Annotated in this window: 27 protein-coding genes and 1 tRNA gene; 10 read left to right on the top strand and 18 right to left on the bottom strand. The window is 69.4% G+C overall.

The features are described 5' to 3' along the window. Window positions 1-94: 94 nt before the first annotated feature. The 7 genes from olsA to KHC28_RS07465 form a co-directional block, all read right to left on the bottom strand. Window positions 95-859 (bottom strand): lyso-ornithine lipid O-acyltransferase, encoded by a 765-nt coding sequence (gene olsA, locus KHC28_RS07495; protein WP_214007727.1) that lies wholly within the window; start codon window positions 857-859, stop codon window positions 95-97. A 15-nt stretch (window positions 860-874) separates the two neighbouring features. Continuing rightward, window positions 875-1,306, bottom strand: a complete 432-nt coding sequence (locus tag KHC28_RS07490) for a Fur family transcriptional regulator (RefSeq protein ID WP_214007726.1) — start codon at window positions 1,304-1,306, stop codon at window positions 875-877. A gap of 175 nt (window positions 1,307-1,481) precedes the next feature. After that, window positions 1,482-1,979: a GNAT family N-acetyltransferase gene (locus KHC28_RS07485; protein ID WP_214007725.1), complete on the bottom strand. Its 498-nt coding sequence runs from the start codon at window positions 1,977-1,979 to the stop codon at window positions 1,482-1,484. A 33-nt stretch (window positions 1,980-2,012) separates the two neighbouring features. Then, window positions 2,013-2,696, bottom strand: a complete 684-nt coding sequence (gene tsaB, locus KHC28_RS07480; protein ID WP_214007724.1) for a tRNA (adenosine(37)-N6)-threonylcarbamoyltransferase complex dimerization subunit type 1 TsaB — start codon at window positions 2,694-2,696, stop codon at window positions 2,013-2,015. Window positions 2,697-2,862: 166 nt separating this feature from the next. Then, window positions 2,863-3,417 (bottom strand): NifU family protein, encoded by a 555-nt coding sequence (locus KHC28_RS07475; protein WP_214007723.1) that lies wholly within the window; start codon window positions 3,415-3,417, stop codon window positions 2,863-2,865. A gap of 68 nt (window positions 3,418-3,485) precedes the next feature. Continuing rightward, window positions 3,486-4,334 carry a hypothetical protein gene (locus KHC28_RS07470; RefSeq protein WP_214007722.1) on the bottom strand — a complete coding sequence of 283 codons (849 nt, stop codon included), beginning with the start codon at window positions 4,332-4,334 and terminating at the stop codon, window positions 3,486-3,488. A gap of 68 nt (window positions 4,335-4,402) precedes the next feature. Further along, window positions 4,403-4,900 carry a universal stress protein gene (locus KHC28_RS07465; RefSeq protein ID WP_214007721.1) on the bottom strand — a complete coding sequence of 166 codons (498 nt, stop codon included), beginning with the start codon at window positions 4,898-4,900 and terminating at the stop codon, window positions 4,403-4,405. Between the two features lie 319 nt (window positions 4,901-5,219). Here KHC28_RS07465 and KHC28_RS07460 point away from each other — a divergent pair, with 319 nt between their 5' ends. Beyond that, on the top strand, window positions 5,220-6,293 hold the full coding sequence (locus tag KHC28_RS07460) for a catalase family peroxidase (protein WP_214007720.1): 1,074 nt from the start codon (window positions 5,220-5,222) through the stop codon (window positions 6,291-6,293). Between the two features lie 10 nt (window positions 6,294-6,303). Continuing rightward, on the top strand, window positions 6,304-6,870 hold the full coding sequence (locus KHC28_RS07455; protein ID WP_214007719.1) for a cytochrome b: 567 nt from the start codon (window positions 6,304-6,306) through the stop codon (window positions 6,868-6,870). A 1,210-nt stretch (window positions 6,871-8,080) separates the two neighbouring features. Here the strand turns inward: KHC28_RS07455 and KHC28_RS07450 are convergent. The 4 genes from KHC28_RS07450 to KHC28_RS07435 all read right to left on the bottom strand — a co-directional run bounded on the left by KHC28_RS07450 (window position 8,081) and on the right by KHC28_RS07435 (window position 13,432). Then, the gene (locus tag KHC28_RS07450) at window positions 8,081-8,674 is read right to left on the bottom strand and encodes a CarD family transcriptional regulator (RefSeq protein ID WP_214007718.1); all 594 of its coding nucleotides are present in this window, start codon (window positions 8,672-8,674) and stop codon (window positions 8,081-8,083) included. 383 nt (window positions 8,675-9,057) lie between these two features. Then, on the bottom strand, window positions 9,058-9,393 hold the full coding sequence (gene fdxA / locus KHC28_RS07445) for a ferredoxin FdxA (RefSeq protein WP_214007717.1): 336 nt from the start codon (window positions 9,391-9,393) through the stop codon (window positions 9,058-9,060). 283 nt (window positions 9,394-9,676) lie between these two features. Continuing rightward, the gene (locus tag KHC28_RS07440) at window positions 9,677-9,982 is read right to left on the bottom strand and encodes an RNA-binding S4 domain-containing protein (RefSeq protein ID WP_214007716.1); all 306 of its coding nucleotides are present in this window, start codon (window positions 9,980-9,982) and stop codon (window positions 9,677-9,679) included. 30 nt (window positions 9,983-10,012) lie between these two features. Continuing rightward, window positions 10,013-13,432 carry a helicase-related protein gene (locus KHC28_RS07435; protein WP_214007715.1) on the bottom strand — a complete coding sequence of 1,140 codons (3,420 nt, stop codon included), beginning with the start codon at window positions 13,430-13,432 and terminating at the stop codon, window positions 10,013-10,015. Between the two features lie 141 nt (window positions 13,433-13,573). Here KHC28_RS07435 and KHC28_RS07430 point away from each other — a divergent pair, with 141 nt between their 5' ends. Continuing rightward, entirely contained in the window at window positions 13,574-14,143 is a 570-nt protein-coding gene (locus KHC28_RS07430) for a DUF4269 domain-containing protein (RefSeq protein ID WP_214007714.1), read from the top strand. A 31-nt stretch (window positions 14,144-14,174) separates the two neighbouring features. Here KHC28_RS07430 and KHC28_RS07425 read toward each other — a convergent pair whose 3' ends face one another. Continuing rightward, window positions 14,175-15,065 (bottom strand): DUF3108 domain-containing protein, encoded by an 891-nt coding sequence (locus tag KHC28_RS07425; RefSeq protein ID WP_214007713.1) that lies wholly within the window; start codon window positions 15,063-15,065, stop codon window positions 14,175-14,177. Window positions 15,066-15,421: 356 nt separating this feature from the next. On the opposite strand from KHC28_RS07425, the gene rpmB reads away from it, so the two are divergent. Next, window positions 15,422-15,718, top strand: a complete 297-nt coding sequence (gene rpmB / locus KHC28_RS07420) for a 50S ribosomal protein L28 (RefSeq protein WP_214007712.1) — start codon at window positions 15,422-15,424, stop codon at window positions 15,716-15,718. Window positions 15,719-15,733: 15 nt separating this feature from the next. Further along, window positions 15,734-16,357, top strand: a complete 624-nt coding sequence (locus KHC28_RS07415) for a queuosine precursor transporter (RefSeq protein WP_214007711.1) — start codon at window positions 15,734-15,736, stop codon at window positions 16,355-16,357. 48 nt (window positions 16,358-16,405) lie between these two features. On the opposite strand, the gene KHC28_RS07410 is transcribed toward KHC28_RS07415, so the two are convergent. Continuing rightward, window positions 16,406-17,395, bottom strand: a complete 990-nt coding sequence (locus KHC28_RS07410; RefSeq protein WP_214007710.1) for an esterase-like activity of phytase family protein — start codon at window positions 17,393-17,395, stop codon at window positions 16,406-16,408. A 93-nt stretch (window positions 17,396-17,488) separates the two neighbouring features. On the opposite strand from KHC28_RS07410, the gene rutR reads away from it, so the two are divergent. The 5 genes from rutR to KHC28_RS07385 all read left to right on the top strand — a co-directional run bounded on the left by rutR (window position 17,489) and on the right by KHC28_RS07385 (window position 21,448). Next, window positions 17,489-18,208, top strand: a complete 720-nt coding sequence (gene rutR / locus KHC28_RS07405; RefSeq protein WP_246564489.1) for an HTH-type transcriptional regulator RutR — start codon at window positions 17,489-17,491, stop codon at window positions 18,206-18,208. Between the two features lie 52 nt (window positions 18,209-18,260). Beyond that, complete coding sequence (locus tag KHC28_RS07400) at window positions 18,261-18,899, top strand: DsbA family protein (protein ID WP_214007708.1); 639 nt, start codon at window positions 18,261-18,263, stop codon at window positions 18,897-18,899. A 67-nt stretch (window positions 18,900-18,966) separates the two neighbouring features. Further along, window positions 18,967-20,046, top strand: coding sequence for a threonine aldolase family protein (locus KHC28_RS07395; RefSeq protein WP_312893126.1), 1,080 nt, complete (start codon window positions 18,967-18,969; stop codon window positions 20,044-20,046). A 124-nt stretch (window positions 20,047-20,170) separates the two neighbouring features. Further along, window positions 20,171-20,245 (top strand) — tRNA-Gly (locus KHC28_RS07390). A 285-nt stretch (window positions 20,246-20,530) separates the two neighbouring features. Continuing rightward, a complete protein-coding gene (locus tag KHC28_RS07385; protein ID WP_214007707.1) occupies window positions 20,531-21,448 on the top strand; it encodes a LysR family transcriptional regulator in 918 nt (305 codons plus the stop codon). Here the strand turns inward: KHC28_RS07385 and KHC28_RS07380 are convergent. The 5 genes from KHC28_RS07380 to KHC28_RS07360 form a co-directional block, all read right to left on the bottom strand. After that, window positions 21,408-21,680: a DUF2274 domain-containing protein gene (locus KHC28_RS07380; protein WP_214007706.1), complete on the bottom strand. Its 273-nt coding sequence runs from the start codon at window positions 21,678-21,680 to the stop codon at window positions 21,408-21,410. The genes KHC28_RS07385 and KHC28_RS07380 overlap by 41 nt on opposite strands. A 2-nt stretch (window positions 21,681-21,682) precedes the next feature. Continuing rightward, a complete protein-coding gene (locus KHC28_RS07375; protein WP_214007705.1) occupies window positions 21,683-22,864 on the bottom strand; it encodes a TraB/TrbI/VirB10 family type IV secretion system protein in 1,182 nt (393 codons plus the stop codon). After that, window positions 22,861-23,844 carry a P-type conjugative transfer protein TrbG gene (trbG, locus tag KHC28_RS07370; RefSeq protein ID WP_214007704.1) on the bottom strand — a complete coding sequence of 328 codons (984 nt, stop codon included), beginning with the start codon at window positions 23,842-23,844 and terminating at the stop codon, window positions 22,861-22,863. Before trbG ends, KHC28_RS07375 begins: the two co-directional genes overlap by 4 nt. Next, window positions 23,841-24,530, bottom strand: coding sequence for a conjugal transfer protein TrbF (gene trbF / locus KHC28_RS07365; protein WP_214007703.1), 690 nt, complete (start codon window positions 24,528-24,530; stop codon window positions 23,841-23,843). The genes trbG and trbF overlap by 4 nt, the downstream gene beginning before the upstream one ends. Further along, the coding region (locus KHC28_RS07360) for a type IV secretion system protein (RefSeq protein ID WP_214007702.1) at window positions 24,527-25,216 on the bottom strand (690 nt) is incomplete at its 5' end. The genes trbF and KHC28_RS07360, both read right to left, overlap by 4 nt.

Raw genomic sequence — 25,216 nt, 5'->3', positions numbered from 1 at the left:
CTTGTTTAGCGGGATTCCCGGCAAAAGGAAATGAGCCGCCGCCGGGTTTTCACCCCCGCTACCCGTCCTGCCGTCCGCCTCTTCGCCCTTGCCGTCACACCGGCCGGGGATTGAGCGCCTCGCTCATCATGGCGCGCACGGAAGCCTCGGCGCGGCCGGTCGCCGCCTTGCGGTCGGCGCCAAGGATCGGCGCGCCGAAGCACAGCTCGACCTCGACGCCGCCGCGCCGCAGGATCTCCATGAGATGCGGCGCCAGGTCCATGTCGCCGTACCAGGCCACCAGCGGCCGGCGGGCGCGGCCGAGCGACACGCCGCCCTGCGCCACATAGGCGATGGCGAGCGGCTGGATGGCGGCGGGCGCGCCGTCGGTGCTAGGCCGGGCGGCGCCGACCAGCGCGGAGCGGAACGGCAGCACCCGGTTGCCGTCGCTCGACGTGCCCTCGGCGAACAGCACCACCGGGTCGCCGGCGCCGAGCCGGGCGGCGATCGTCTCGCTCACCCGCCCGGTGGCGGCCCGGGCCTGCCGGTCGACGAAGATGGTGCGCTGCAGCCTGGCGAGCAGCCCGATGCCCGGCCAGCCGGCCACCTCGCTCTTGGCGACGAAGCAGAGCGGGAAGCGCGAGCCGAGCACGCAGATGTCGAGCCAGGAGACGTGGTTGGCGAGGATCAGCAGCGGCCGCTCGGGCGCCGGGGCGCCGCTGACCCGCACCCGCACCCCGACCAGCGCCAGCACCGCCCGGTGATAGAGCACCGGGATCCACCGCCGGGCGTCGAGGTTCAGCTTCACCGCCAGCCATTGTGCGGGAATGCCGGCGAGCGTGAGCAGCGCGACGGGCACCAGCACGAGGACGGGGCGCATCGCCGGTCTCTTCGCCTATTTCTTCGGCTGGGGATCGAGCGGGACGCCGTAGAGCTCCAGCCGGTGGCCGACGAGGCGGAAGCCGAGCTTGCGGGCGATCTCCTCCTGCAAATGCTCGATCTCCTCGGAGCGGAACTCCACCACCGTGCCGTTGCGCAGGTCGATCAGGTGGTCGTGATGCTCGTCCGGTACCGGCTCGTAGCGTGAGCGGCCGTCGCGGAAATCGTGCCGCTCGATGATGCCGGCGTCCTCGAACAACTTCACCGTGCGGTAGACGGTGGAGATCGAGATGCGGTCGTCCACCGCCACGGCGCGACGATGCAATTCCTCGACGTCGGGATGGTCCTGCGCGTCGGCGATGACGCGGGCGATCACCCGGCGCTGGTCCGTCATGCGCAGGCCCAGCGTCACGCAGGCCTCCTCGATGGCGGTCGGCTTGTCGGTCATCCGCGCAACGTCTCCCGGGGCCGGTTCCGCAATGCCGAAAGGCATGACGCCCAAAGGCATGTGCGGCGAGAACGGACCCCACCCTCGCAACTGTTCCGCTGCTTATGGCGCAACCCGTCGGTGGAGGGCAACCGATTCCTCCCGCGCTATCCCCACGCGCGGGGCGGACGTCGAATTACCTCAGGTCACGCCGCATGGCGATCGCCGCCACCGGCTTGCCGCCGGCATCGCGATAATAGCCCGGCCGGCGGCCGATCTCGACGAAGCCGGTCTTCTCGTAGAGCGCCACCGCCGGGCGGTTGCCTTCCTCGACCTCGAGAAACAGCACGGCGAAGCCCTCGGCGGCGAGGCGGGCCATCGCCTTCTCCACCAGCGTCCGGCCGATGCCGCCGCCGCGATGCGAGCGCGCCACCGCGATGGAGAGGATCTCCATTTCCGGGGCGACGCCATGGGTGAGGATGAAGCCGGTCGGCCGCCCGCCCGGGCCGTCGGTCGCCACCAGCGCCCGGCTCAGCCGGTCGGCGAGCAGGCGCTCGAATTCCGCCGCCTCCCAGCCGATGCGGAAGCTCGCCGCGTGCAGCCCCGCCAGCGCCTCGGCGTCGGCGGCGACCGCCGGGCGGAAGGCCGGCGCGGCGCGCCAGGCGCGGGTGATGTCGGTGATCTTCCAGCTCATCGCCGCCGGCCCATGGCGCGCCGCCTCCCGCGCTCAGCGCCGGGCGATGCGGGCCGCGGTCTGCGGCTTGGCGTCGACGTCGCGCAGATAGAGCGGGCGCGGCTCGGACTTGGCCGGGTCGGCCACCGCGGCGAGCCGGGCCAGCCAGACCGGGTCCGGCGTATTGGTGGCCACCACCTCGACCGGCGCCGGCGCGGCGTCCGGCCAGGCGGCGGCGATGAGCGGCGCGCCGGAGCCGACCAGCCGCACCGCGCCGCCGGCCACCGCCCGCACCGCTTCCTTCAGCGGCAGCTGGCGCGGCGACACCATCACCCGGCCGCCGGGGCCGATCATCTGCACATAGAGATTGTCGTGCCGCGCATCGATGGCGGCGACCACCGGCACGCCGTCGTCGAGGGCGAGCAGCGGCGCCGCCAGCGTGGCGAGCGTGGTGATGCCGATCACCGGCCGGTCCTGGGCGAGGCCGAAGCCGCGTGCCGCCGACAGCCCGACCCGCAGTCCGGTGAAGCTGCCCGGCCCGACGGTGACGGCGAACATGCCGATATCGGCGAAGACGCGGCCGGCCGCGACCATCACCTGGTCGACCATCGGCACCAAGGCCTCGGCATGGCCGCGGTTCATCTCCTGCGAGGCGCGCGCCAGCGTTTCGTCGCGGGCGGCGTCGTGGAGGGCGACGGAGCAGGCCTCCAGCGCGGTATCGAGGGCGAGAATCAGCATGGCGCCATTGTCCTTCGCCTCACCTTGCACATGGCCGGATGGCGAGGCAAAGCCTCGTCAGGTCCCCTCCACAGGCGGCCCGCCGGCGACGACGGGCACCGCGGCAGGTCCCGCGGCGGGTCCCGCGGCACCTCGGACCACGTCAGGATGGCGAGGATGCGGCGGTTCAGACCGGCCGCACCTCGACGACGTCCGGCACGAAATGTCGGAGCAGGTTCTCGATGCCGTTCTTCAGCGTCGCGGTGGAGGAGGGGCAGCCGGAGCAGGAGCCCTTCATGGCGAGGAACACCACGCCGTCCTTGTAGCCGCGGAAGGTGATGTCGCCGCCGTCATTGGCCACCGCCGGGCGCACGCGGGTGTCGATCAGCTCGCGGATGGTGTCGACGAGGCCGGCGTCCTTCTCTTCCCAGAAGGCGTCGTCATCGGCGTGCTCATGCTCTTCGGGCAGCACCGGCTGTCCGGAGACGAAATGCTCCATGATGGCGCCGAGGATCGCCGGCTTCAGATGCGCCCACTCGGCGGTGTCCTTGGTCACGGTCACGAAGTCGGAGCCGAAGAACACGCCGGTGACGCCGGGAATGTCGAACAGCTTGGCGGCGAGCGGCGAGCGCGCGGCCTCGTCGGCGTCGCGCGCCTCGAAGGTGCCGGCGCCGAGCACGCTGCGGCCGGGCAGGAACTTCAGCGTGGCGGGATTCGGGGTCGGCTCGGTCTGGATAAACATTTCATGCTCCTGGCCTACCGGGGTTCAAGGCCCCGGCGACGTGGTTTGGTATCGTTATAGATAGGCGTTCACGACCGCCAAAGGAAGCCTCGCAGCCGCTCCCACCGTCCCGGCGGGGGAGTGGGCAGTGGCGGCGGCATCGGCTCCGCCAATATCCGCCCGAGCGGCGAGGAGGGCGGCACCGCGGAGAGATCCAGCCGGTGCAGCAGCTCGTGGTAGAGATGCAGGCACTGCGAGTTCGGCGTCACCAGGTCCTCGATGGTCAGCGCCGGGTCGAGCATCCGGTGCACGTCGGTGTAGTGCATCGGGTAGAAGCTCTCCGGCGGCAGCGCCTTGCCGTCGACGCCGCAATCCTTGGCCAGCCAGGTTATGGCGCGCGGACCGAGCACGCCCCAGGGCATGTCCTGGACGCTGGTCGGCCGGCCCTGCCGGGCGTTTTCCCGCAGTTCTTCCTGCAGTTCCTCCGGCAGCCAGGGCGGGATCGGCGTCGGGTCGGCGGCGACGGCATTGAGGGCGCGCAGCAGCGCCGACTCCCTCGGCAGCCGCAGCACCGCGCCGTTGATGTGGACGTCGTCTTCCCAGGCGAACAGATAGTCCGCCCGCTCAACCGGCTTCAGGCAATAGACGTCGCAATCGACATAGAGGCAGTCGACGCGTTGCAGCAGCCGGTAGCGGAATACATTGGCAAACAGCGCGTAGCTGCCGGTCTCGCGGTGGCGGATGATCCGCTCCGGCGGCACCAGCAGGGCGGCGTCGGCGAAGGCGATGCCGGCTGGCAGGTCGTGCGGGCGCTGGTAGCCGTGCAGCGTCACCGCATGGCCCATGCGCAGGAAGGAGGCGAGGCAGGCCCGCGCCATCGGCCCGAGCTCGGGACCGATCCACAGGGCATGCACGGGCATCAGCGAACCGGACGACATCACACTCCCCCCTCGATACACTCTGCGACGCACTTGTCCCGCAAGGGGCCGGCACGGATCGGGCGATGTCAGGCCAGCGCGTCGATCTCGCTGTCGGACAATTGCCCGGGCACGATGGTAACGGGGATCGGCAGGCCGTCGAGCAGCCCGCCGGCGAGCCCGGCGATCAGCGGCCCCGGTCCCTCGCTGCCGGTGCCGGCGGCCAGCACCAGCACGGCAATGTCCTCGTCCGCCTCGATGAGCTTGAGGATCTCGCCGGCGACCTCGCCCTCATGCACCGCCTGTTCCGGCTCGACGCCGGACAGGTTGCGGGTGCGGGCGGCGAAATGGTCGAGCCGGGCGCGGGCCTTGTCGGTCGCCTCCGCCCGCATCAGCTCGGCGACACCGAGCCACTGGCTCTGCACGTCGGCGAGCTGCAGCACCGCCAGCATCACAACCCCGCCCTGGGTGCGGGCGGCGCGGCGGGCGGCGTAATAGACGGCACGGTCGCATTCCGGCGTGTCGTCGATCACCACGAGAAACTTCCGGCGATGTCCCGGCTCGTGGCTCTGGCGCCTGCGCGGCATTGAACAATCACTCCCCCGGCGCCGGAGCGCGCAGCGTCCCGGTCGTCCTTTCTACCACAGGTCGCGGAGGTGCAAAGCCATGCGGCGCCACCGCTTCCCGATGACGCGGATGGGGACTGGGCCGGCCCGGCGGGCGGCGCCGGTCTTCAGCGCGCCATGGGCCGCCGGCGAGCTGCCCGCCCGCCCCGGCGTGCGATCCGGCAAGAGCGGCGCCGAATGGAGAAGTCGCGAGGTATGCGCTAGCCTAGAATGACTCCATCCTTGGGTCGCTTGCCCGCGCCGGCGTGTCCGGCCGGGCCGCAGCATGGGAAGCGCTTTCATGGCTCAGTCGCCTCCGCCGACCTCCCGCGCGGCGATCGGCTCGCTGGTTCTCATCGCCGGCGTCGTCGCCGCCGCCGCCGGGGCGTTCGCCTATACCGGCGGCTTCCTGTCGCCTGAAAGGCTGACCCCGCCAAAGCTGGTGGGCGCGCTGGCGCCGCCGGGCGGCCCGGCGCTCGGCCATCGCCGCAACCACGCCAAGGGCATCTGCTTCACCGGCACCTTCCAGTCGAACGGGCAGGGCGCCGCGCTGTCGAAGGCCCCCCAGCTGGCCGCCGGCAGCTATCCGGTGGTCGGCCGCTTCAATCTCGGCACGCCCGATCCCAACGCGCCGGACGCCACCGTGCGGGTGCGCGGCCTCGGCCTGCAGATCACCGCCGGCGGGCAGGTGTGGCGCGCGGCGATGATCGATCCGCCCTTCTTCCCGGTGGCGACGCCGGACGCCTTCTACGCCCTCTTGGAGGCGAGCCACAGCAAGGATCCCGACGCGATGAAGGGCTTCATCGCCGGGCATCCGGAATTCGCGACCTTCGCCGGCTGGGCCGGCAGCGCGCCCTTCATGGCGAGCTATGCCGAGGATGCGTTCAACAGCCTCAACGCCTTCCTGTTCACGAACGCCGCCGGCACCACCAGTGCGGTGCGCTGGTCGTTCAGGCCGCAGGCGCAGCTCGAGCCGCTCAGCCCGGCCGATTTCGCCAAGCTGGGGCCGAACCATCTGGAAACCGATATCGCCGAGCGGGTGGCCGGCGCGCCGCAGCGCTGGACGCTGGTGCTCACCGTGGCCGATCCCGGCGATCCGACCGACGATCCGAGCAAGGCGTGGCCGGCGGGCCGGCGCAGCGTCGAGGCCGGCACGCTGGTGGTCGAGAAGGTCGAGGACGAGCGCGACGGCCCCTGCCGCGACATCAATTTCGACCCGACCCTGCTGCCGGACGGCATCGCCGTCTCCGACGATCCGTTCCCGGCCGCCCGCTCCGCCGCCTATGCGCGCTCCTACAATCTGCGCACCGCGGAATGGAAGGACTATCCCTACCAGGCGCCGGCCAAGCCCGCCGCTTCGACCGCGCAGCCGTGAGGAGGAGACGATGAACGCTCAGTCGACCCGGTTCACCGTCCTCCAGCGCGCACTGCACTGGCTGATGGCCGTCGGCATCCTCGCCATGCTGTTCATCGGCGTGGGCATGGTGTCGACGGTGATGCCGACATACCTGCCGCTGCTCGAAGCCCACAAGACGCTCGGCATCGTCATATTGCTGCTGGCGCTTCTCCGGCTGGCGGTGCGCTTCGTCTATGGCGCGCCGGCGCTGCCGGCCTCGATGCCGGCGCCGATGAAGCTCGCCGCGCATCTCTCGCATTACGGGCTCTACGCGCTGATGATCGCCATGCCGCTGCTCGGCTGGGCGATGCTGTCGGCCGGCGCCTATCCGGTGGTGCTGTATGGCGGCATCCGCCTGCCGTCGATCCTGCCGCAGAATGCCGGGCTGCACGCGCTCTTGTGGCAGGCGCATGTCTGGCTGGCCTTCGCCTTCTTCGCGTTGATCCTGATGCATCTGGCGGCCGGGCTGTTCCACGCCCTCATCCGTCGCGACGGCGTGTTCGAGAGCATGGCCCCGGTCGCCCGTCCCCGCGAGGGCACGACGCCGGCGGAATGAGCGGGCGCGTGTCCGGCCGGTGTGTCCGGTGGGCCGAGACTACTGGACGATGACACGCGGGCCGAAGCTCGCGGGTTGTGACGGGTGGCTATGACTTGTGGCGGTGTCTGGTCCGTCTGTCCGGCAGGCCAAATCGAGCGAGCTACGGCTTGCGGCTATTTGCTCGGGCCAACCGTGTCCCCCGGATTTTGCCACTTCGCTCGGCCCGAAGGGCTCGCGATGACGGCGGGCGCCAGTCTCCTACGTCCTGTCCGACGGGAGGGCCGGCGTGAACATCTCCCCCAAAGCGCGGTGAATGGCATGCCACTGCCCGCACCCCACATCCCGTGATGCCCGGCTCGGCGGGCACCTGGCGGTTCGTCCGCCCTTTTGAGCCATACGCGGCGCCGGACCGCTCCGCTCCCGTCTGTTACGGCTGCGCCACCGGCGCGGCATCACAGGGCGTGCACCCACCTGTCTGAGCGACATGCGGTGCCGGAACGCCGCACGATGCGGCGGCGATACCGGGCAGGGCCGCGATGTGCCCGCTTCGCACCAGGCCCCCGCTGACGGATGGCTCGCTCAGCGCGCGGTCCGTCCAGCTATCGGCATCTCCCGGCCATTGGCGGCGCGTGCCGGGAGGGTGGCGCCATGCTTGCCGCATCTTGCCGGGCGGCGCGACGCTACCCCCGCCCTGTTCCCTGGGATGCCCGGCTCTGCCGGTATGTGGGGCGCCCCGATCCGCCCGAGCGACGGCGATGCCGGACCAGCCCCGCCTGGTGCAGCCGCGACAATGGCGCTGCGTCTTAGGCGCCACCGCCCCGTCCGAGCGATAGGCGACGCCGGAATGTCCTGCGCCCGCCCGGTGCGGCTACGACGCCGTCATGGCATCGAGGCGCCTGCTCCCATCGGGTCATGCCTCGACGGCTGCCTCTCTCGGCTGTCGCCTCGCCCAGTCGACGGCTTGCCCAGCCATTCGTCGCGCGCGTGGAGGCGCGCGCGTGTAGAGGGGGACGGCGCCCCGCTTCCGGCGTCCCACCGCACTGCGCCCCCGGGACTACGCCGTACCATACCCGCGCCATCACGCCGTGCGGCCCGCCGCCCCGCTCGTTCCCACGGAAACAGGGCGCCCGCCCCTGCATGGCCGCTAACGGCCGGCGCCCCGCACTGCAGCGCCAAAAGAAAAGCCCGGCGCGAGGCCGGGCTTTTCGTGTGTCGTAAAGCGGCGCGCTCAGGCGGCGGCTTCCTCGGTGTCGGTGTCGTCGACGTCCTCGGCCTCGGCTTCCTCGCCCTTGCCGGGCCGGCGCGGGCCCTTCTGCAGATTGGCCTCGATCGACTTGATCGCCTCGGTCTCGGTCAGGTTCTCCACCGCGGCGAGCTCGCGGGCCATGCGGTCGAGCGCGGCCTCGTAGAGCTGGCGCTCGCTATAGGACTGCTCGGGCTGGGCGTCGGAACGATAGAGGTCGCGCACCACCTCGGAGATGGCGACGATGTCACCGGAATTGATCTTGGCTTCGTATTCCTGGGCGCGGCGGCTCCACATGGTGCGCTTCACCCGGGCGCGGCCCTTGAGCGTCTCCAGAGCCTTCTTCATCACCGCCGGTTCAGAAAGCTTGCGCATGCCCACCGAGGCGATCTTCGGCACCGGGACACGGAGCGTCATCTTGTCCTTCTCGAAGTGGATGACGAACAGTTCGAGCTTGAAGCCCGCCACTTCCTGCTCTTCGATCGACGTGATGCGCCCGACGCCATGCGACGGGTACACGATATGCTCGCCCGTCTTGAACCCCTGACGGACGTTGGTGGACGGCTTCTTCGTCGACATGCTGAGCCTGCTCCTGGGTCTCGGTTCTTCGGCACCCGGCCACCTCGGCCGACTTGCCATCCCGGATCGCTCCGGGCATAAGACACGCCCGGCACCGGCGGATTACCGGAGCCGTACCATCAGCCGACGACGGAAAATCGGGGGGTCCCCGGCACGCGCCAATGGCGTGTCAGACCAAGCCCTTCATCAATTCCGGGGGGATCGCTCCAAATCCGGAGCGTTGCGCCATGGCAAACCCAATCGACTGCTCGAAAAGGGTTATAGCACAATTCGGCACAGAATCAAAACACTGCCGCAACGCAGCGTGCGCACGGCCTCGCCGCCGCTCGCGAATCTTGCGCGTCGGGTCGGGTGACGTAACGTCCGCCGTGCGGGTCGCGTCGTCAGTCCTGCTTAGCGGGTTCCGGCGAGAGATACTGTAGCTTGTCGGCTACACCATCCCACTCCTTGGCGTCCGGCAGCGGGTCCTTGCGGTCGGTGATGTTGGGCCAGACCTTGGCGTAGTCGGCGTTGATCTGCAGCCACTTCTCCAGCCCCGGCTCGGTGTCGGGCTTGATCGCCTCGGCCGGGCATTCCGGCTCGCAAACGCCGCAGTCGATGCATTCATCGGGGTGGATGACCAGGAAGTTCTCGCCCTCGTAGAAGCAGTCGACGGGGCACACCGAGACGCAGTCGGTGTACTTGCACTTGATGCAATTGTCCGTCACGACGTAGGGCATTTATCCTATCTCCGTGCGGGACGCGTGATTTACCCGCGGCCCTTACCTAGCGCATGTTCCGCAAAAACCGAAATGCCTTTTGCGAGGAGAACATGCTCCCGATCAACCTATCGAGAGCGCTGTGGCGGGCCGGGTCTCTCACCCGGCCGCTGAGCGCTCTAGCGCACCGCCTGCCGCCGCGCAACCGGGCACGAACGGTTCGGGCTACCGCTGTCCCGCCTGACGCGAGGGGCAGACCCGCCCCGGACGCAGGGCTCCCGCGAGGCTGGGTGCCCGATTCCGGCTAGTGCTTGCCTTCCGACGCGCCCTCGCCGCCCTCGAGCGGCTCGCTGAGATCCAGATAGGTCTCGCGGGCCGCCTGCGCATCCCCCCGACGCTCGGAAAATCCGGTCACCTTCATCAGCCGCACCCGGCCGGCGAGGGCGACGGTGAGCACGTCGCCGAGCCGCACCGGCTGTGCCGGCGCGCTCACCCGCGCGCCGTTGAGCCGCACATGGCCGGCGCGGACCAGATCGGCCGCCGCGCTGCGAGTGCGCACGCAGCGCGCGTGCCACAGCCAGACGTCGAGACGATGCCGCTCGCCGCTCAAGGCCGCCCTCCCGGAAGCCCGGGGGGCTTCCTACTTGCCGTCCTTTTCGGCTTCCATCTTCGCCTTCAGCGCCAGCAGCTTGGCGAAGGGCGAATCCGGATCCACCGGCTTGTCGCGGCGCGGCGGCTCGTTGCGCTGGGCGGCGCGGTGATCCGGCCGCTGGTCGTGGCGCGGGCCGTCGCGGAACTCGTTGCGACGCTCGCCGCCGCGACGTTCCCCACGCTCGCCGCGCTCCTCGCGCCCGCCAGGGCGCTCGCTCCGCTCGGGACGCGGGCCGCGATCCGGCCGCTCGCCGCGCTCCGGGCGCGGACGGCGGTCGTCGCGGCGATTCTCGTCGCGCCGGCCATCGGCGGCACGGGCGGCCTCGCCCTCGGGACGCGGCTGGCCCTCACGGGGCTGGCCGTCGCGCGGCTGACCCTCGCGAGCCGGGCCACGCTCGAAGCGGCGTCCGCCCTCGGCGCCCTCACCCTGGCGCGCGCCACCGCGCGGAGCCCCGCGCTGGCCGCCGCGATGATGCGGCTGGCCGGCCGGACGACCCGGACGCCACACCTCGATCATCGCCGGCTCGGCGGGCGCCGGCTCGGCAATAGTTGCCTCGACGGTCGCAGCTTCGGCAGCAATCGCCTCGACAGCCTCCGTCTCGACCGATGCTTCCACGGGCGCTTCCACCGGAGCGGCCTCGCCGATCTCGGTAGCCTCGGCCACTTCGGCGGCGGCTTCCAGCGCCGGCTCTTCGGCCGGCTCGGCCACCTCGACGCTGGTCTCGGTGAGCTCGACCGCCGGCGCCTCGTCAGCCACCGCTTCCACGGCCGGCTCGACGACGGGTTCCGCTGCCGGCTCGTCCGTCGCGTCGGCCACGACCTCGGCGCCGGCTTCCGCCGTCGCGGCGTCCGTCACGTCCTCGACCGTCACGGTCTCGGAGGCAGGTGCTTCCGCCGCCGGCTCCACCGGCGCCGGGCGGCGCTCCATGCGGTAGCCGAGCGAGCGCAGGATGGAGGCGAAGTCCTCGCCGGCGCAGCCCGCCAGCGAGGTCATGGCGACGGTGGCGGTGAAGCCGCTGCCGTCGAAGGCGCCGGCCGGCTTCTCGCCGGTCGCGCCGGGGCGCCAGGCCAGCGCCGGGCGAATCAGGTCGGCGAGGCGCTCGAGAATGTCGACGCGCACCGCCCGCTCACCGGCGACGCGGAAGCCCACCGCGCGGTAGAGACCCTTCTGGATCTCCGGGTCCACCGCGATCGAGGTGCGCCCGGAGGCGGCGAGATGCGGCAGCTCGTCGAGGCCCTTCTGCTGCAGCCCGCCATGCTTGAGCGCCCAGAACTGGGCGGCGAGCGCGCGCGGCGCCGGCTTCAGCAGCGCCGGCAGGTAGATGTGATGGGCGCCGAAGCGCACACCATGGGCGCGCAGCACCGCGCGCTGCTCCTGCGGCAGCGTCTTCATCTCCTCGGCGACCTTCTGGCGCTCCAGAACGCCGAGCGATTCGACCAGCTGGAAGGCGATGCCGCGGGCGATGCCGGTGACGTCCTCGGCCTTGCCGAGCGCCAGCAGCGCGCCGAGCAGCTTCTCGGTATGCGCCTTCAGCCACAGGTCGATCCGCGCCTGCACCGCGTCGCGGGCGGTGCCGGTCAGGTGCTCGTCGGCGATGATCTTGAGGCGCGGGGTCAGCACCTCCTCGCCGGGGATCAACTTGGCGACGGGGTCGCCGATCCAGCGCAGCGTGCCGTCGGCGGAGAGCACGAAGGCATCGTCCCCGGCTTCCGAGAGCCGCGTGGCGCGGGCCTCGATCTCGCCGGCCAGCGCCTTCTGGGCGGTGGCGCGCAAGGCTTTCGCCTCCGGGCCGCCGGCGGAGGCGTCCGCCGCGAACTGGAATCCGAGCAGATGGCCGATCACATGGCCTTCCACGACGACGTCGCCGGTCTTGGTGATTTCTGTATCGAGCATTGCGTTTTCCCGCAGGCGCCGCATCAGGACGCTCGTCCGTCGGTCGACGAAACGGTTTGCCAGCCTCTCATGAAGCGCGTCGGAGAGTCGGTCCTCCACGCGCCGTGTTATCCCCTGCCAGTGCTCCGGGTCGTCGAGCCAGTCGGGACGGTTGGCCGCGAAGGTCCACGTACGGATCTGCGCGATACGTCCCGACAGCGTGTCTATGTCACCTTCCGTCCGGTCCGCCAAGGCCACTTGTTTGGCGAACCAGTCGGTTTCGAGGCGACCGAGCCGCATCAGGTGGTCGTAGACGGTGCCGACGAGGTCGCGATGCGAGGCCGGGGACACCTTGCGATAGTCCGGCAGGCCGCAGGCTTCCCACAGCCGTTCCACCCCGGCGCGGCTGCCGATGAAGCGGCGCACCTCCGGGTCCGGTGCCAGCGCTTCCAGCACTTCCACATCGGCGGCGGTGGGCGCGCGGGTCAGGCCTTCCTCGCGCGGCGGCTCGGCGAGGCTGCGCTTCAGCGTCTCGATCGTGGCGAAGTCCAGCGCGGTGTTGCGCCATTGCAGCACGCGATGGGCATCGAAGGCATGGCTCTCCAGCCGCTCGACCAGCTCGGCATCGAAGGGCGGGCAGCGCCCGGTGGTGCCGAAGGTGCCGTCGCGCTGGGCGCGGCCGGCGCGGCCGGCGATCTGGGCGAGCTCGCCGGGGTTGAGCCGGCGGAACTGCCAGCCGTCGAACTTCACGTCGCCGGCGAAGGCGACATGGTCGACGTCGAGGTTGAGCCCCATGCCGATGGCGTCGGTGGCGATGAGGTAATCCACATCGCCGTTCTGGTACATCGCGACCTGCGCGTTGCGGGTGCGCGGGGAGAGCGCGCCGAGCACCACCGCCGCGCCGCCGCGCTGGCGGCGCACCAGTTCGGCGATGGCGTAGACCTCGTCGGCGGAGAAGGCGACGATGGCGGAGCGGCGCGGCAGCCGGGTGATCTTCTTCTCACCGGCGAAGGTGAGCTGCGACAGGCGCGGGCGCACCAGGATATTGGCGCCGGGGATCAGTTTCTCGACCAGCGGGCGCATGGTGGCGGCGCCGAGCAGCAGCGTCTCCTCGCGGCCGCGCCGGTTGAGCAGCCGGTCGGTGAAGACGTGGCCGCGATCGAGGTCGGCGGCGATCTGGATCTCGTCCAGCGCCACGAAGGCGACGTCGAGGTCGCGCGGCATCGCCTCCACCGTCGCCACCCAGTAGCGGGCATGCGGCGGCTTGATGCGTTCCTCGCCGGTGACGAGGGCCACCTGGTCGGCGCCGGCGCGCTCGACGAGGCGCTGGTAGACCTCGCGGGCGAGCAGGCGCAGCGGCAGGCCGATCAGCCCGGAGGAATGGCCGAGCATGCGCTCGATGGCGAGATGGGTCTTGCCGGTATTGGTCGGCCCGAGCACGGCGGTGACGCCGCGCGCGCGCAGGCGGGGCGGCAGCGGGTTCAGCGAGGCGGCGTGGGCGGCGCGGGCAATGTCCGGCGGGGCGGCAATGTTCATAAGACGACGTTCACCAGGTAACGTTCATGCGGCGACCGTTCCGTCGAGCCGGAAGGGCGGCCGTTCTAGCATGGGATGCGCGCCATCGGCGAATCGGTCCGCCGGGCGAGGCGGCGACGCGCGCCGCCGCAGGGAAACAGGATGATCGCATCGACGTCACCAACTCCCATCCGCGACTACCGCGCCGCGCTGGCGGCAACCGGCCTCATGGACCGCCTCGCCGGCTTCGACCCACATGTGGTCGGCACGCCGCCGCTCGGCCTCGACCTCGCCGGCAGCGACATCGACATCGACATAGTCTGCCATGCGCGTGAGCCGGAGGCCGTCGCCCGTCTCATGTGGGATGAGTTTCGCCGGGAGCAACATTTCCGGCTCTGGCAGTGGCGGAAGGATGGCCGGCCGGTGGTGGCGAGCTTCACCGCGGCGGGCTGGCCGTTCGAGGTGTTCGCGGCACCGTGCCCGGTCGCCGGGCAGGCCGGCTGGCGGCATTTTCGCGTCGAGCAGCGCCTGCTGGCGCTGGGCGGCGATGGGCTGCGGGCGGCGGTGATGGCGCGGCGGCAGGCCGGGCTGAAGACCGAGCCGGCCTTCGCCGCCGTGCTGGGCCTCGCCGGCAATCCCCATGCGGCGATGCTGGCGCTGTTCGAGCAGGACGACGCCGCGCTCGCCGGGCTGCTGGCGCAAGCGGGTCTCGACACCGCTATAAAGGAATAGACAGGAGAAACGTCCCGCGCGGGCGTCCGCCCTACTGCACGCCCGCCTTGGCCGGCGCGGCGCCGGCGCCCTTGGCGACCATCGGCTCGGTCTGGAACGACACCGCCTCGATCTGCGCCACGCCGATGGCGGTCGCCACCGAGGCGCGGAACGGGGCGAGCACGCGCGTGCCGGCGACCGGCGCCAACCACACATACATTTCCTTGTTCCGCATCATGAATTTGACGCTGGTGCGGTTGGCGCGATGTCCGGCCACCGGCTTGTAGGAAATGCGGCACACCAGCGCCGGGCCGGCATAGCCCTTCTCGGCCTTCACCTGGTCGACCCGCTCGAAGCTGAGGTCGAGGTCGTAGCGCTGGCGGCCGTCGAACACCGGCAGCAGCCGCTCGCAATTTTTCGGCGCCATCAGGTCGCCAGAGCCCGGCGCCAGGAACAAAGCCGCCGTCATCGGGTCGAGCACGCCGCGCTTGTCCTTGTCGGCCATCGGCACGCGGTCGTCGGCGGGCGGTACCGGCGGTTCCACCTTGGCGTCGGTGACGTTGCCGCCGGCAAGCGACAGGCGGATCGCCTCGGCCTTCTTCTCGGTTTCCGCTTCCATGGCGAAGGAACGCGGCACCAGCGCGCCCGACTGCACCGTGCCGCGCGCGCCGGCCGAGCCCTTGCCGGAGGAGATCGCCTGCACCACGCCGGTGAGACGGGCGCTGCCGGAGGCGGTATAGGAATTGTCGTCCACTTCGAGCAGGAAGGCGGCGCGGCCGAGTTCCAGCCCGGCGAGCGACAGCTTGTAGCGCGCTTCCAGCTTGCCGTCGGCGAGGGCGGGGGAGACGCCGGCCAAGGCTGTCCCGGCCAAGGCTACGCCGGCGAATGCCAGCAGGCGTGGCAGGCGCGAAGGCGACAGAAGACGCGGCACGGGACGCGGCATGAATGAAAGGCTCCGGCGGCCGCGCGGCGCGGGCCGTGAATCACAGTGGGGAATCAGTCTATTATGATTTCCGATGGCCGTCGAAGCCGGCGGAACTGTGACGCCCGCGGCCCGCGCCCATCACCTGTGCGCGAGGCACCCGCGCGAGGCTTCCGGCCCCGGCGGGCGTCGCCGGCAGCCGTCGCGGCCCGCTTCCGCGTCCCGCGCCCATCATGTCACCGCTCTGTCTTGAGCCTTGACGTGTGCGGGCCGCTTGCCTATAGGAGCGCACTCTTTCACGGATGCTGCCTGCAAGATCGCAAGGCTCGATATTCGGGTCCGGCGCGCGGCAGCTGCGAACATTAAGGAAGTCCACGATGTCCCGTCGGTGTGAACTTACCGGGAAGGCGGTTCTGACCGGCAATCTCGTGAGCCACTCGAACCGCAAGACCCGTCGGCGCTATCTGCCGAACCTGGTGAACGTCACGCTCACCAGCGACGTGCTGAAGCGGTCGGTGAAGCTGCGCGTGAGCGCCAATGCCCTGCGGACCGTCGATCACCGCGGTGGTCTCGATGCGTTCCTGCTCAAGGCCCGCGCCGAAGAGCTGTCGCAGAAGGCCGTCGAGCTGAAGCGCGCGGTCGTGAAGGCCTCGGCTGAAGCCGTCGCGGCGTGATCCGGGCCTGAGCCGATGCGGATCGCCGGAACGCGGGTCTCGCTGCGGGCGCTGATGCTGCCCATCCTCGCCATGATGGCGGTGGTGGCGGCTTCCAACGTCGCCGTGCAGTACCCGGTGCAGTTCTGGGGTCTGCAGGAGGCGCTCACCTGGGGCGCCTTCACCTATCCGCTCGCCTTTCTCGTCAATGACCTGACCAACCGCCGGTTCGGACCGGCGGTGACGCGGCGCGTCGTCTATGCCGGCTTCGCCCTCGCGGTGCTGCTGTCGGTGTGGCTCGCCACCCCGCGCATCGCGCTCGCCTCCGGCAGCGCCTTCCTGGTCGGCCAGCTGCTCGACATCACCGTGTTCAACCGCCTGCGCCGCATGAGCTGGTGGCAGGCGCCGCTCGCCGGTAGCCTGCTCGGCTCGGCGCTCGACACGGTGCTGTTCTTCTCCCTAGCCTTCGCGGGCGACGCCGACATGTCCGTCCCCGTCACCTATGCCTCGACCGGCATCACGGTGCCGCTGTGGATGGGCCTCGCCTATTTCGACTTCCTGGTGAAGCTCTCCTGTGCGCTCGTCGCCCTGGTGCCCTATGGCGCGCTGATGGGCCGGCTGAAGCCCTGGACCGCGCCGGTCTCCGGCACCTCGGCCTGATCGGCCATCTTTCCCCGCCCGTCGGCCTGATCGTCCACCGCACCGGTCTCACGGCACCAGTGCGAAGCGCAGCAGCACGGTCTTCTGCAGCGGCGAGAAATTGTCGTCCGACAGCACGGTGAGCAGGATGGTGCCCGCCGCGTTGCGCGTCACCGCCAGCGCCTCCATGTTGTCGATGGCCGCCGCCCGGTGCGCCTCCATCAGTACCTCGCCGGAAAGCCGAGCGCCGTCAACGAGTTGCGCCAGCTCGAACCGGCGGATGCGCATGGCCACCCCGCGCAGCGGGTCGTAGCGGCGCTCCAGTAGATAGGCCTTGCCATCCGGCCCGAGCGAGAGGTCGGTGGCGCTGAATTCGTCAATCCTTTCAATGGCAAAGCGTCCCACGAGCCGGGGCTTGTCGAGCGGCGAGAACAGGAAGCCGGGCAGGATGGTCGGGTCCTTCGGATCCTGCTCGGCGATGGCGATCAGCGCCGCCGGCTTGCCCTCGGGCGGGATCGCCAGCGCCTCGATACCCTCATTGGAGCCAAGCTCGGCTATCCCTTTGAAAGATATCAGTTGTTTGCCTTTCGCCGCCAGCGGGTCCGGGCCGGGAAAGCTCCAGATCTCGTGGCGACGCTCGATGCCGACCACCACGCCTTGCCCTGTGAGGGCGAGCGATTCGCTGTCGCCGAGCCCCTGCTCGGCGAGCTCCCGCCCGTTGGCGGCCATCAGCGGTGCCATGCGCACATCGGCGAGGCCGGTCGGCCGCCCCTCCTCGCTCGTGAGGGTGGCGGAGAGCCAATAACCCTTGTCTGTCAAGGCGATAAGCTTCTCTCCGGTGGCGTCGAGCGCCATACCCGACAGCCCGCCGAAATGGGCCTCCGGCGAGGCCAGTACCAGGCCGCCACGGAATTCCAGCGCGCCGATCCGCGTGCGGCCGGAGGCGTCGAAGTGCTCGATCGGCGTCGCCCGCACCGTGATCGGCGCCGTCTGAGCGGCTGCGGTAACCGCCGAGACGGAGATAAAGCCAACCAAAATCAATGACTTGACATCGAACATCGCAATCTCCGAAGCGGCGGAACGCCGCTTCATATTGCGACGCCGTTGATTTCCATGTCATGTCAGTCCGGGACGTGGAAGGAGTATCGGTCGTTGGCACGCAGCGCGGTCACGCGGAATCCAGCCGGCAAGGCCAAGGCGCCGGCGGCGCCCAAATCCCCGCCCGGCCAGCGCACCGCTCACCCGAAGACCCCGCGCCGGCTGAAGCAGATCGAGGCCAAGCGCACCGCCATCCTCGACGCCGCGCTCGGCCTGTTCTCCCGCGCCGGCCTGCACGGCACCACGGTGGAGCAGATCGCCGAGGATGCCGGGGTCTCCAAGACCAACCTCTTCTATTACTTTGCTTCCAAAGAGGAAATTTACGTCGCGGTGCTGAGCCGCCTGCTCGACGAGTGGCTGGCGCCGCTGCGCGCCATCGAGCCGGAGGCGGATCCGACTGTCGCCATCGGCGAATATATCCGCCGCAAGATCCTGTTCTCGCGCACCCAGCCGGAGGCGTCGCGGCTGTTCTGCCTGGAGATCGTGCAGGGCGCGCCGCTGCTGAAGCATGAGCTGGAAACCTCGCTCAAGCAGCTGGTCGACGCCAAGGCAGCGATGATCCGCGACTGGAGCGCCGCCGGCAAGCTGGCCCCGGTCGACCCGCACCACCTCATCTTTGCCATCTGGGCGACGACGCAGCATTATGCCGACTTCGCCGGCCAGATCGACGCGCTGCTCGGCACCGGTCTCGGCGACGAGGCTTTCGCGAACGCGGCGGCCGAGAATGTCAGCCGCATCATCCTTGAGGGAATCCGTTTCCGCTCAGAGCCTTAGCTGCCTCGATTTTCGCCATCCCGCGTCCGTCGCGCCCTCCTGGAGATGTCCGATGCACCGCCGCACCTTCCTGCGCTCCGCCATGGGCGTCTCGCTCGGCGCGGTGCTGACGGCGCCGCTGGCGGAGGAGAATTCATCGGCGGCGCCGGCGCTTGACGTGCAGGCGCTGCTGTTCGATCCGGATGTGCCGGTCGGCGGCAACCCGGCCGGTGACGTCACCATCGTCGCCTTCTTCGACTACAATTGCGGCTACTGCAAAGGTGCGACGCCGGCGCTGGCCAAGCTGATCAAGACCGACGGCAAGATCCGCCTCGTCTACAAGGACTGGCCGATCCTGCATAAATCGTCGGTGACGGCGGCCCGGCTCGCTCTCGCCGCCAAGTACCAGGACCGCTACGAGGCCGCCCATCACGCGCTTATGGGCCTGCAGAGCCGTTCCATGAACGAGGAGGGCATGAGCAAGGCGCTGAAGCGCGCTGGCCTCGATCTCGCCCGCCTGAACATCGACGTCGACAAGCATGTCGAGCCGATCGCCGGGGTGCTCAAGCGCAACAATGAGCAGGCCAAGGCGCTCCAGCTGCCGGGCACGCCGGTCTATCTGGTCGGACCCTACAAGGTGGCCGCCGCGCTGGATTATCAAGGCTTTGTGGACGTGGTCGCCGATGCCCGCCGCCGGGCGGCGGAGCGATAAGGATGGTCGCCGCGCCAGGAATTGGTGACTTGGGAACTGGCGACCTTGGAACTGGAAGGAAGCTGCCGTGACGATCTCTCCCGCCTCGCCCACCCGTATGCCGGCCTTCGGCAGCGACAACATGGCCGGCGTGTCGCCGCAGATCCTCGAGGCGCTCGCCGCCTGCAATGGCGGCACGGCGCGATCCTATGGCGCCGACGAGGTGAGCGCGCAGCTGGAGCGTCGCTTCGCCGAGCTGTTCGAGCGCGAGGTGACGGTTCTGCTGGTGACCACCGGCACCGCCGCCAACACGTTGTGCCTCGCTGCGGCGACCCCGCCCTGGGGGGCGGTGCTCTGCCATCCGCTGAGCCATATCGAGAACGACGAATGCGGCGCGCCGGAATTCTTCACCGGTGGCGCCAAGCTGGTGCCGGTCGACGGGCCGCTGGCCAAGATCGATCCCGAAGCCCTGCTGGTGAAGGCCCGGGATGGCAAGGGCGACGTGCATGCCGTCCAGCCGGCCTGCGTCAGCATCACCCAGGCGACCGAGCTTGGCACGCTCTACACGCCCGACGAGGTCGCGGCGCTCGGCGCGGTGTGCCGCGAAACGGGGCTAGCGCTGCACATGGACGGCTCGCGATTCGCCAATGCGGTGGCGGCGCTCGGCGTCTCGCCGGCGGAGATGAGCTGGAAGGTCGGGGTAGACCTGCTTTCCTTCGGCGCGACCAAGAACGGCGCGATGGGCGTGGAGGCGGTGCTGTCCTTCGATCCGAAGCGCGCGCAGGAACTGGCGCTGCGCCGCAAGCGTGGCGGCCATCTCACCTCCAAGATGCGTTTCCTCGCCGCGCAGATGGAGGCCTATCTCGCCGACGATCTGTGGCTCGCCAATGCCCATCATGCCAATGCGATGGCGGACCGGCTCGGACGCGGGCTGGCCGAGGTGACAGGCGTGGAGGTGCAGGAGGGGGCCGAGGCCAACATCCTGTTCTGCAAGCTGCCGGACGGAATGGCGGCGGCGCTGCTGGCGGCCGGCTTCTATTTCTATGCCGACCGCTGGGCGCCGAACGTGGTGCGGCTGGTCACGTCCTTCGCCACCACGGCGGCGGAGGTGGACCTCTTCGTTGCCGCCGCGCGCGACTTCGCCCTGTCCCCGGTCGGCGGCGTCTGAGGCGCCGACATTTCCACAGGCTTCGCGAAACTGTAGCAAAGGGCGTTGCAATCCGTCTCGGCATGGGGCATAGAGGCGCCCGTTCGAGGTCGCTGGCGCTGCCGGCCGGTCTCGACAGGAGCGGGCGGGTGTAGCTCAGGGGTAGAGCACAACCTTGCCAAGGTTGGGGTCGTGGGTTCGAATCCCATCGCCCGCTCCAAATTTTCCTAGTAAAATCAGATAGTTAGCAAGCGCCCTTCGGGTCGTTTGCTGCTTAGATTCGCCCCCGAACGCGACATTCTGAGCAGAATCTATGCTCCCGAAAGAAAATTCCCGGATGCTATGGCGTGCGTTCGGGGGTTTTCGAAGCGGCGACGCTCTGTCTATGCGCTGCGCGTGGCGGCGCGCGCCCCAACGGCCGCGTTGCAAAGCCCCTTGCAACCCTCGACCCGGCCGCAACTTTGGGTATCAATATCCAGAAGTTTTTCAAAACGCCGGAATCCGGATGGCTGCACCGTTATCACCCTCGATCGAATTGCGTCATCTGCGCTATTTCGTGGCGGCCGCCGAGCACGGAAGTTTCCGCAAGGCGGGGGTCACTCTTGAGGTCAAGGAGTCGTCCATCAGCCGGAGCGTCCGGGATCTTGAGGATCAGATCGGTGTCTCGCTGTTCATCCGGCACTCAAGCGGTGTGAACCTCACTCTGGCGGGGCAAAGGTATCTCAGCCGGACACGGCAGGCGCTGGGTCAGATTCGCGAGGCCGGCGAGGAGGCCGCGGCGTTCGGTCGTGTGGAAGAAGGTCACCTGAGAATCGGACTGTTCTCGAAGCTGGCCTCCGGCTTCCTGGCCGACCTATTCCACAGGTACGACCAGCGCTATTCCGGTGTGCACATCGATTTCGTGGAGGCCCCTGCAGAGAGCCATGCGGCCGCGATCCGGCGGTTCGATCTCGATGCCGCTTACATCCTCGGCCGGCAAGGCTGGGCGGACTGCGATGCTATCCCTCTGTGGACCGAACCTTTGTTCTTCGCCTTGCCGCGCCTGCACCGCCCGGCCCAGAGTGAGCAGCTCTCATGGGGCGATCTCGCCGACGAGACTTTCTTGGTACGCACCCAAGGCTCGGGCAACGAGGTGCGCGGGTTCCTTGGACGCAAATTCCGTGAGCTCGACATCTCCCCGCGTATCAGCACGCAGCAGCTTGCCCGCTACAGCCTTCTTGGTCTCGTCGCCACGGGGCGCGGGATTGTGCCGGTGCTGGAATCCGAGACGGTCATCAGCCTGCGGAAGGTTGTGTATCGGCCTCTTGCCGGCGAGGCGATCCCGTTTTCGGTGATCTATTCGCCGAAAAACGATAATCCGGCGGTGCGCACCTTGCTCAGCCTCACACGGAAGATGGCCCAGGAGCGGGCAGCGACACGCTGATGCTCGCAGCGCCGCCAACCTCGCGGCGCGCCTTGGCGAACTCGCGATCGGTGGCGATGAAGCGCTCCAACATGGGTACGATGAGCTTCACGGGATCCGGGGCCGGCTCGCCGGTTTCCCGCGCGAGCACCTCGGCATAGGCGACAAGATCGCGGTGCAACGCCCCGGGCAGCGACAGCGCCACTTTTACTGGCTTGTCGTTCGTGATGGGTCCGAGTTTGAGCTTCGCCATAGTCAGTACCTGTAAGGTTCGAGCATCAGGTCGCGGGTGACCATGACCCGCACCGGGAATCCCGGCCGGATAGTCAGGGTTGGCGCGACCTGCAGCTGCCGGCGGATGATCTCCTGCCCGGCATCGTTGATGGTGTCCTGCGCCCCGCTCTGCAGCGCCTGGATCAGTTCGTCCTCATCATCCATGGCGAGCTCGGCGCTTACGGAGAGCAGAGTCGAGAGCCCGACCGCCTTGGCGAGGTCCCACCCGTGCATGTCGACGGCGTCCTCGAGGCCGGCATAGCCCTGCGCATCGGTGCCGGGCTGGCGCTCCAGCACAATGGAGCGGCCATTGGGGAAGATTAGTCGGTTCCAGACCAGCAGGATGCGGCGCTGACCGAAGCCGACGCCATTGTCGTACTGGCCGAGCAGCCGCGTGCCCTGCGGGATGAGCAGGATGCGGCCGGTCGGGCTATCATAGACGTTCTCGATCACCTGGGCGGTGATCGGGCCCGGAAGGTCGGAACGTATGCCGGTTATCAGCGCGGCCGGGATGACGGCACCCGCCTGCAGCACGTAGGGCGATGCCGGTGCCATGACTCGATCGGATGCGACGACGCGCCGATCCACAGTGGCATTGAGGAAGGCAAGCTGGCGATCCTGGGGTGAGGACGTGCCGCTCGTTCCTGCCGAGCCAGGGCCGCTGAAGCCGGAAGCACTCTTCACTGATGGCGCCGGCGCGCGAGCCTGCGCCGCCTGGAAGAAGACGCGGCTGGTCCGCGCGGCTTCCTGTTCGGCGAGGCGCCGCTGCTGCTCGGGATCGACCTGTGTCGCTGTCAGTGTCGGCGGCACAACGGGCTGGCCGCGGTTCTGTGCCTCAAGGATCGGCCGACCGAGATCGCCTGGCAGCGGCGGACCCAGGATCGGCCCGGTGTAGTCCCGTGGCAGGCCGGCAAGGCCATCGGCCGTGGAGCGGTTCTGGGTGGAGTAGAGCTCCTCGCCGCCGGTGCCCTTATCGCGCCCCTGCAGCGCATAGATCAGGGCGCCGCCTATGCCGAGGCTGACAACCAGCCCGGCGCCGGCGAGGACCTTGCGCGAGAGACGCGTGACGCGCGGCGGCTCGGGACGCAGCCGCATTGCCGCGGCGTGATCGGTGGTCCGAGCGCCGAGATCCGCCTCGAGGTCATGATTGTCGGGGATGCTCATGATGCCGGCCTCCCGTCCGTGCGCTCGATCCGTACCTTCTGCGGGCGCTCGCCGCCGCCGAGGCGCAACTCGGCCGCACCGAACAGCTGATCGACGATCAGGATGTTCTGGTGGATGCGGCTGTTGACGATCTGCGCCTCACCGTCGGCTCCGATGACGAAGAGCGGCGGCATTTCGCCCTGCACGATGCCACGCGGGAACTCAACATAGACCTTGCGCCCGTCGTCATAGACGGCCATTGGCCGCCAGGGCGGCGTGTCCCCGGTGAGCGCATAGCGGTAGTTTCGGGCGGCGAAGCTCGGAATGACCGGGGCCGGCGGAATACTGGGGCGCTGCGCTCCCGGAACCTGCGGATAGGCCCAGACGACGGCCGGCATATAGGGCTTCTCGCCGGCGCGCAGCTCGATCATGTAACTGCGTCGGTCGGTGGTGATGACAAGGTTGGTGGAGATGTCCGCCCGCGTCGGCTTCACCAGCACATGCACGCGCCGGCTTGCCCCTTCGCCGCTCTCGGTGTCACCGATAATCCAGCGCGCGGTGTCGCCCGCCGCGATGGGTCCGCTGCCGGTCAGGCTCTCGCCCGGCTCCAGTGCGATGTTGGTGATCTGGCCCGGCGCTGCATAGATTTGGTAGAGCGCGCCCTCGCTCCAGGGATAGATCTGGATGGCGTTGTAATAGCCCTCGCGGCGCGGCTCCACGCGGGCCGCCGCATTGGCGTTCTCGACGCGAGCGACGGCCGTTTTGGCGTCCGTACCGCCCTTTGCCGGCGTCCAGGCGGGCGGCGTGTGGAGCGGGCGCGGATGCTCATCCGGAACCACTGTCGGCACCGCCGGTAGCGCCGGCACCACACTGTCATAGCTGATCTGCGGCGGCTTCGGTGCCGATGCGCAGCCCCCCAGCGCGGGTGCCGAGAACAGGAGAACCGCAAAGGCGGATCGGCGGAAAGCCGGAGATGCGGGTTTACGGAAGGACGTTTTCACTGGCTCATCTCCCGCGACCAGCTGATGGCGTTGACATAGATGCCGAGCGGATTGGAGCGCAGGCGCTCGACATCGCGCGGCGGCTGAATCACCAGGGTCAGGATCGCGCTCCAGCGCTCGGTGGCGGCGAGCTGGCCGTTCTCGTACCGTCGTTCGACCCAGGCGACGCGGAAGGAATCCGGGGAGGCCCGGATCACGCTGGAGACCTCGACGTCGATCTGCTGCTTGCCGACCCGTGTGAACGGATCGTTGGCGCGGGCATAATCATTCAGAGCGGCGGCGCCGCGATCGGTAGTGAATTCATAGGCCCTGAGCCAGTTCTGCCGCACGATAACGGGATCGGCCGGCAGGCTGCGCACCTGCTCGATGAAGCGGGCAAGATGCCAGGCAATCTGCGGATCGGTGGGGCGATAATCGCCGGTGGCGGGTCCAACGGCCTGCGTCTGGCCGAGACGATCGACCTCGACCACCCAGGGCATGACGGTGCCCCTCGTCGACTGCCAGATCAGCGCCGAGGCAAAGCCGGCCGAGAGGAACAGGCTACTAAGCGCCATCAGCCGCCAGTTCTTTGCCTGCACACGGGCCGAGCCGATGCGCTCATCCCAGACCTGGGCTGCCTTCTGATAGGGCGTGACGGGTTCGGGCGAGGTGCCGGAATGGGTCGCGGGTCGCTTGAAGAGGCTCATGAGCGGTCGCTCTCACTGAGGGAAACGGAAGAGCCGCCGGCATGGCTGTCGCCGGAACGGACAGCATGGGCGGCGGCGGAGACGCCATGGCGAAGGGACTGGCCGCGCTTCATGCGCTTCGCCCAGTCGGGCACGTCACCGGCCGCGGAAGCCGAGGCCGTGCCGTTGATGGTGTTCGTGAGCGGTGACACGGCGGCGGCGCCTGCGGCCCGCGCGAGGCCACCGAGACCGGAGGTGACACCCGCCATGCCGGACTGACCGGCCGCACCAATGCTGTAGGCTGTCGCACCACCGCGCGCCGCAGCCGCCGTCGCCGAGAGTGCGGCCCCGCCGCCCCGAACTGCGAGGCTGGCGGCACCGCCGGCCGCCATCAGGGCGCCACCGGCGGCGAGGCCTGTGCCGATGGCCGCTCCGGCGCTCAGCTGTGGGCCACCGGACACAAGGCCGGCGGCAATGCCGGGACCGAAGATGCCGAGGCCGAGCAGTGACAGCGCGGCGAGCACGATGGCCATCGCATCATCGATGGTTGGCGTCTGCCCCCCAAACCCCGCGGTGAACTGGCCGAACAGGGTCGAGCCGATGCCGATGATGACCGCGAGCACCATGACCTTGATGCCGGAGGAGACGACGTTGCCCAGCACCCGTTCGGCCATGAAGGCGGTTTTGCCGAACAGGCCGAAGGGGAT

The sequence above is a fragment of the Ancylobacter sonchi genome, from assembly GCF_018390695.1.
Classification (GTDB): Bacteria; Pseudomonadota; Alphaproteobacteria; order Rhizobiales; family Xanthobacteraceae; genus Ancylobacter; species Ancylobacter sonchi.
This window is presented reverse-complemented; position numbering and strand designations above follow the sequence as displayed.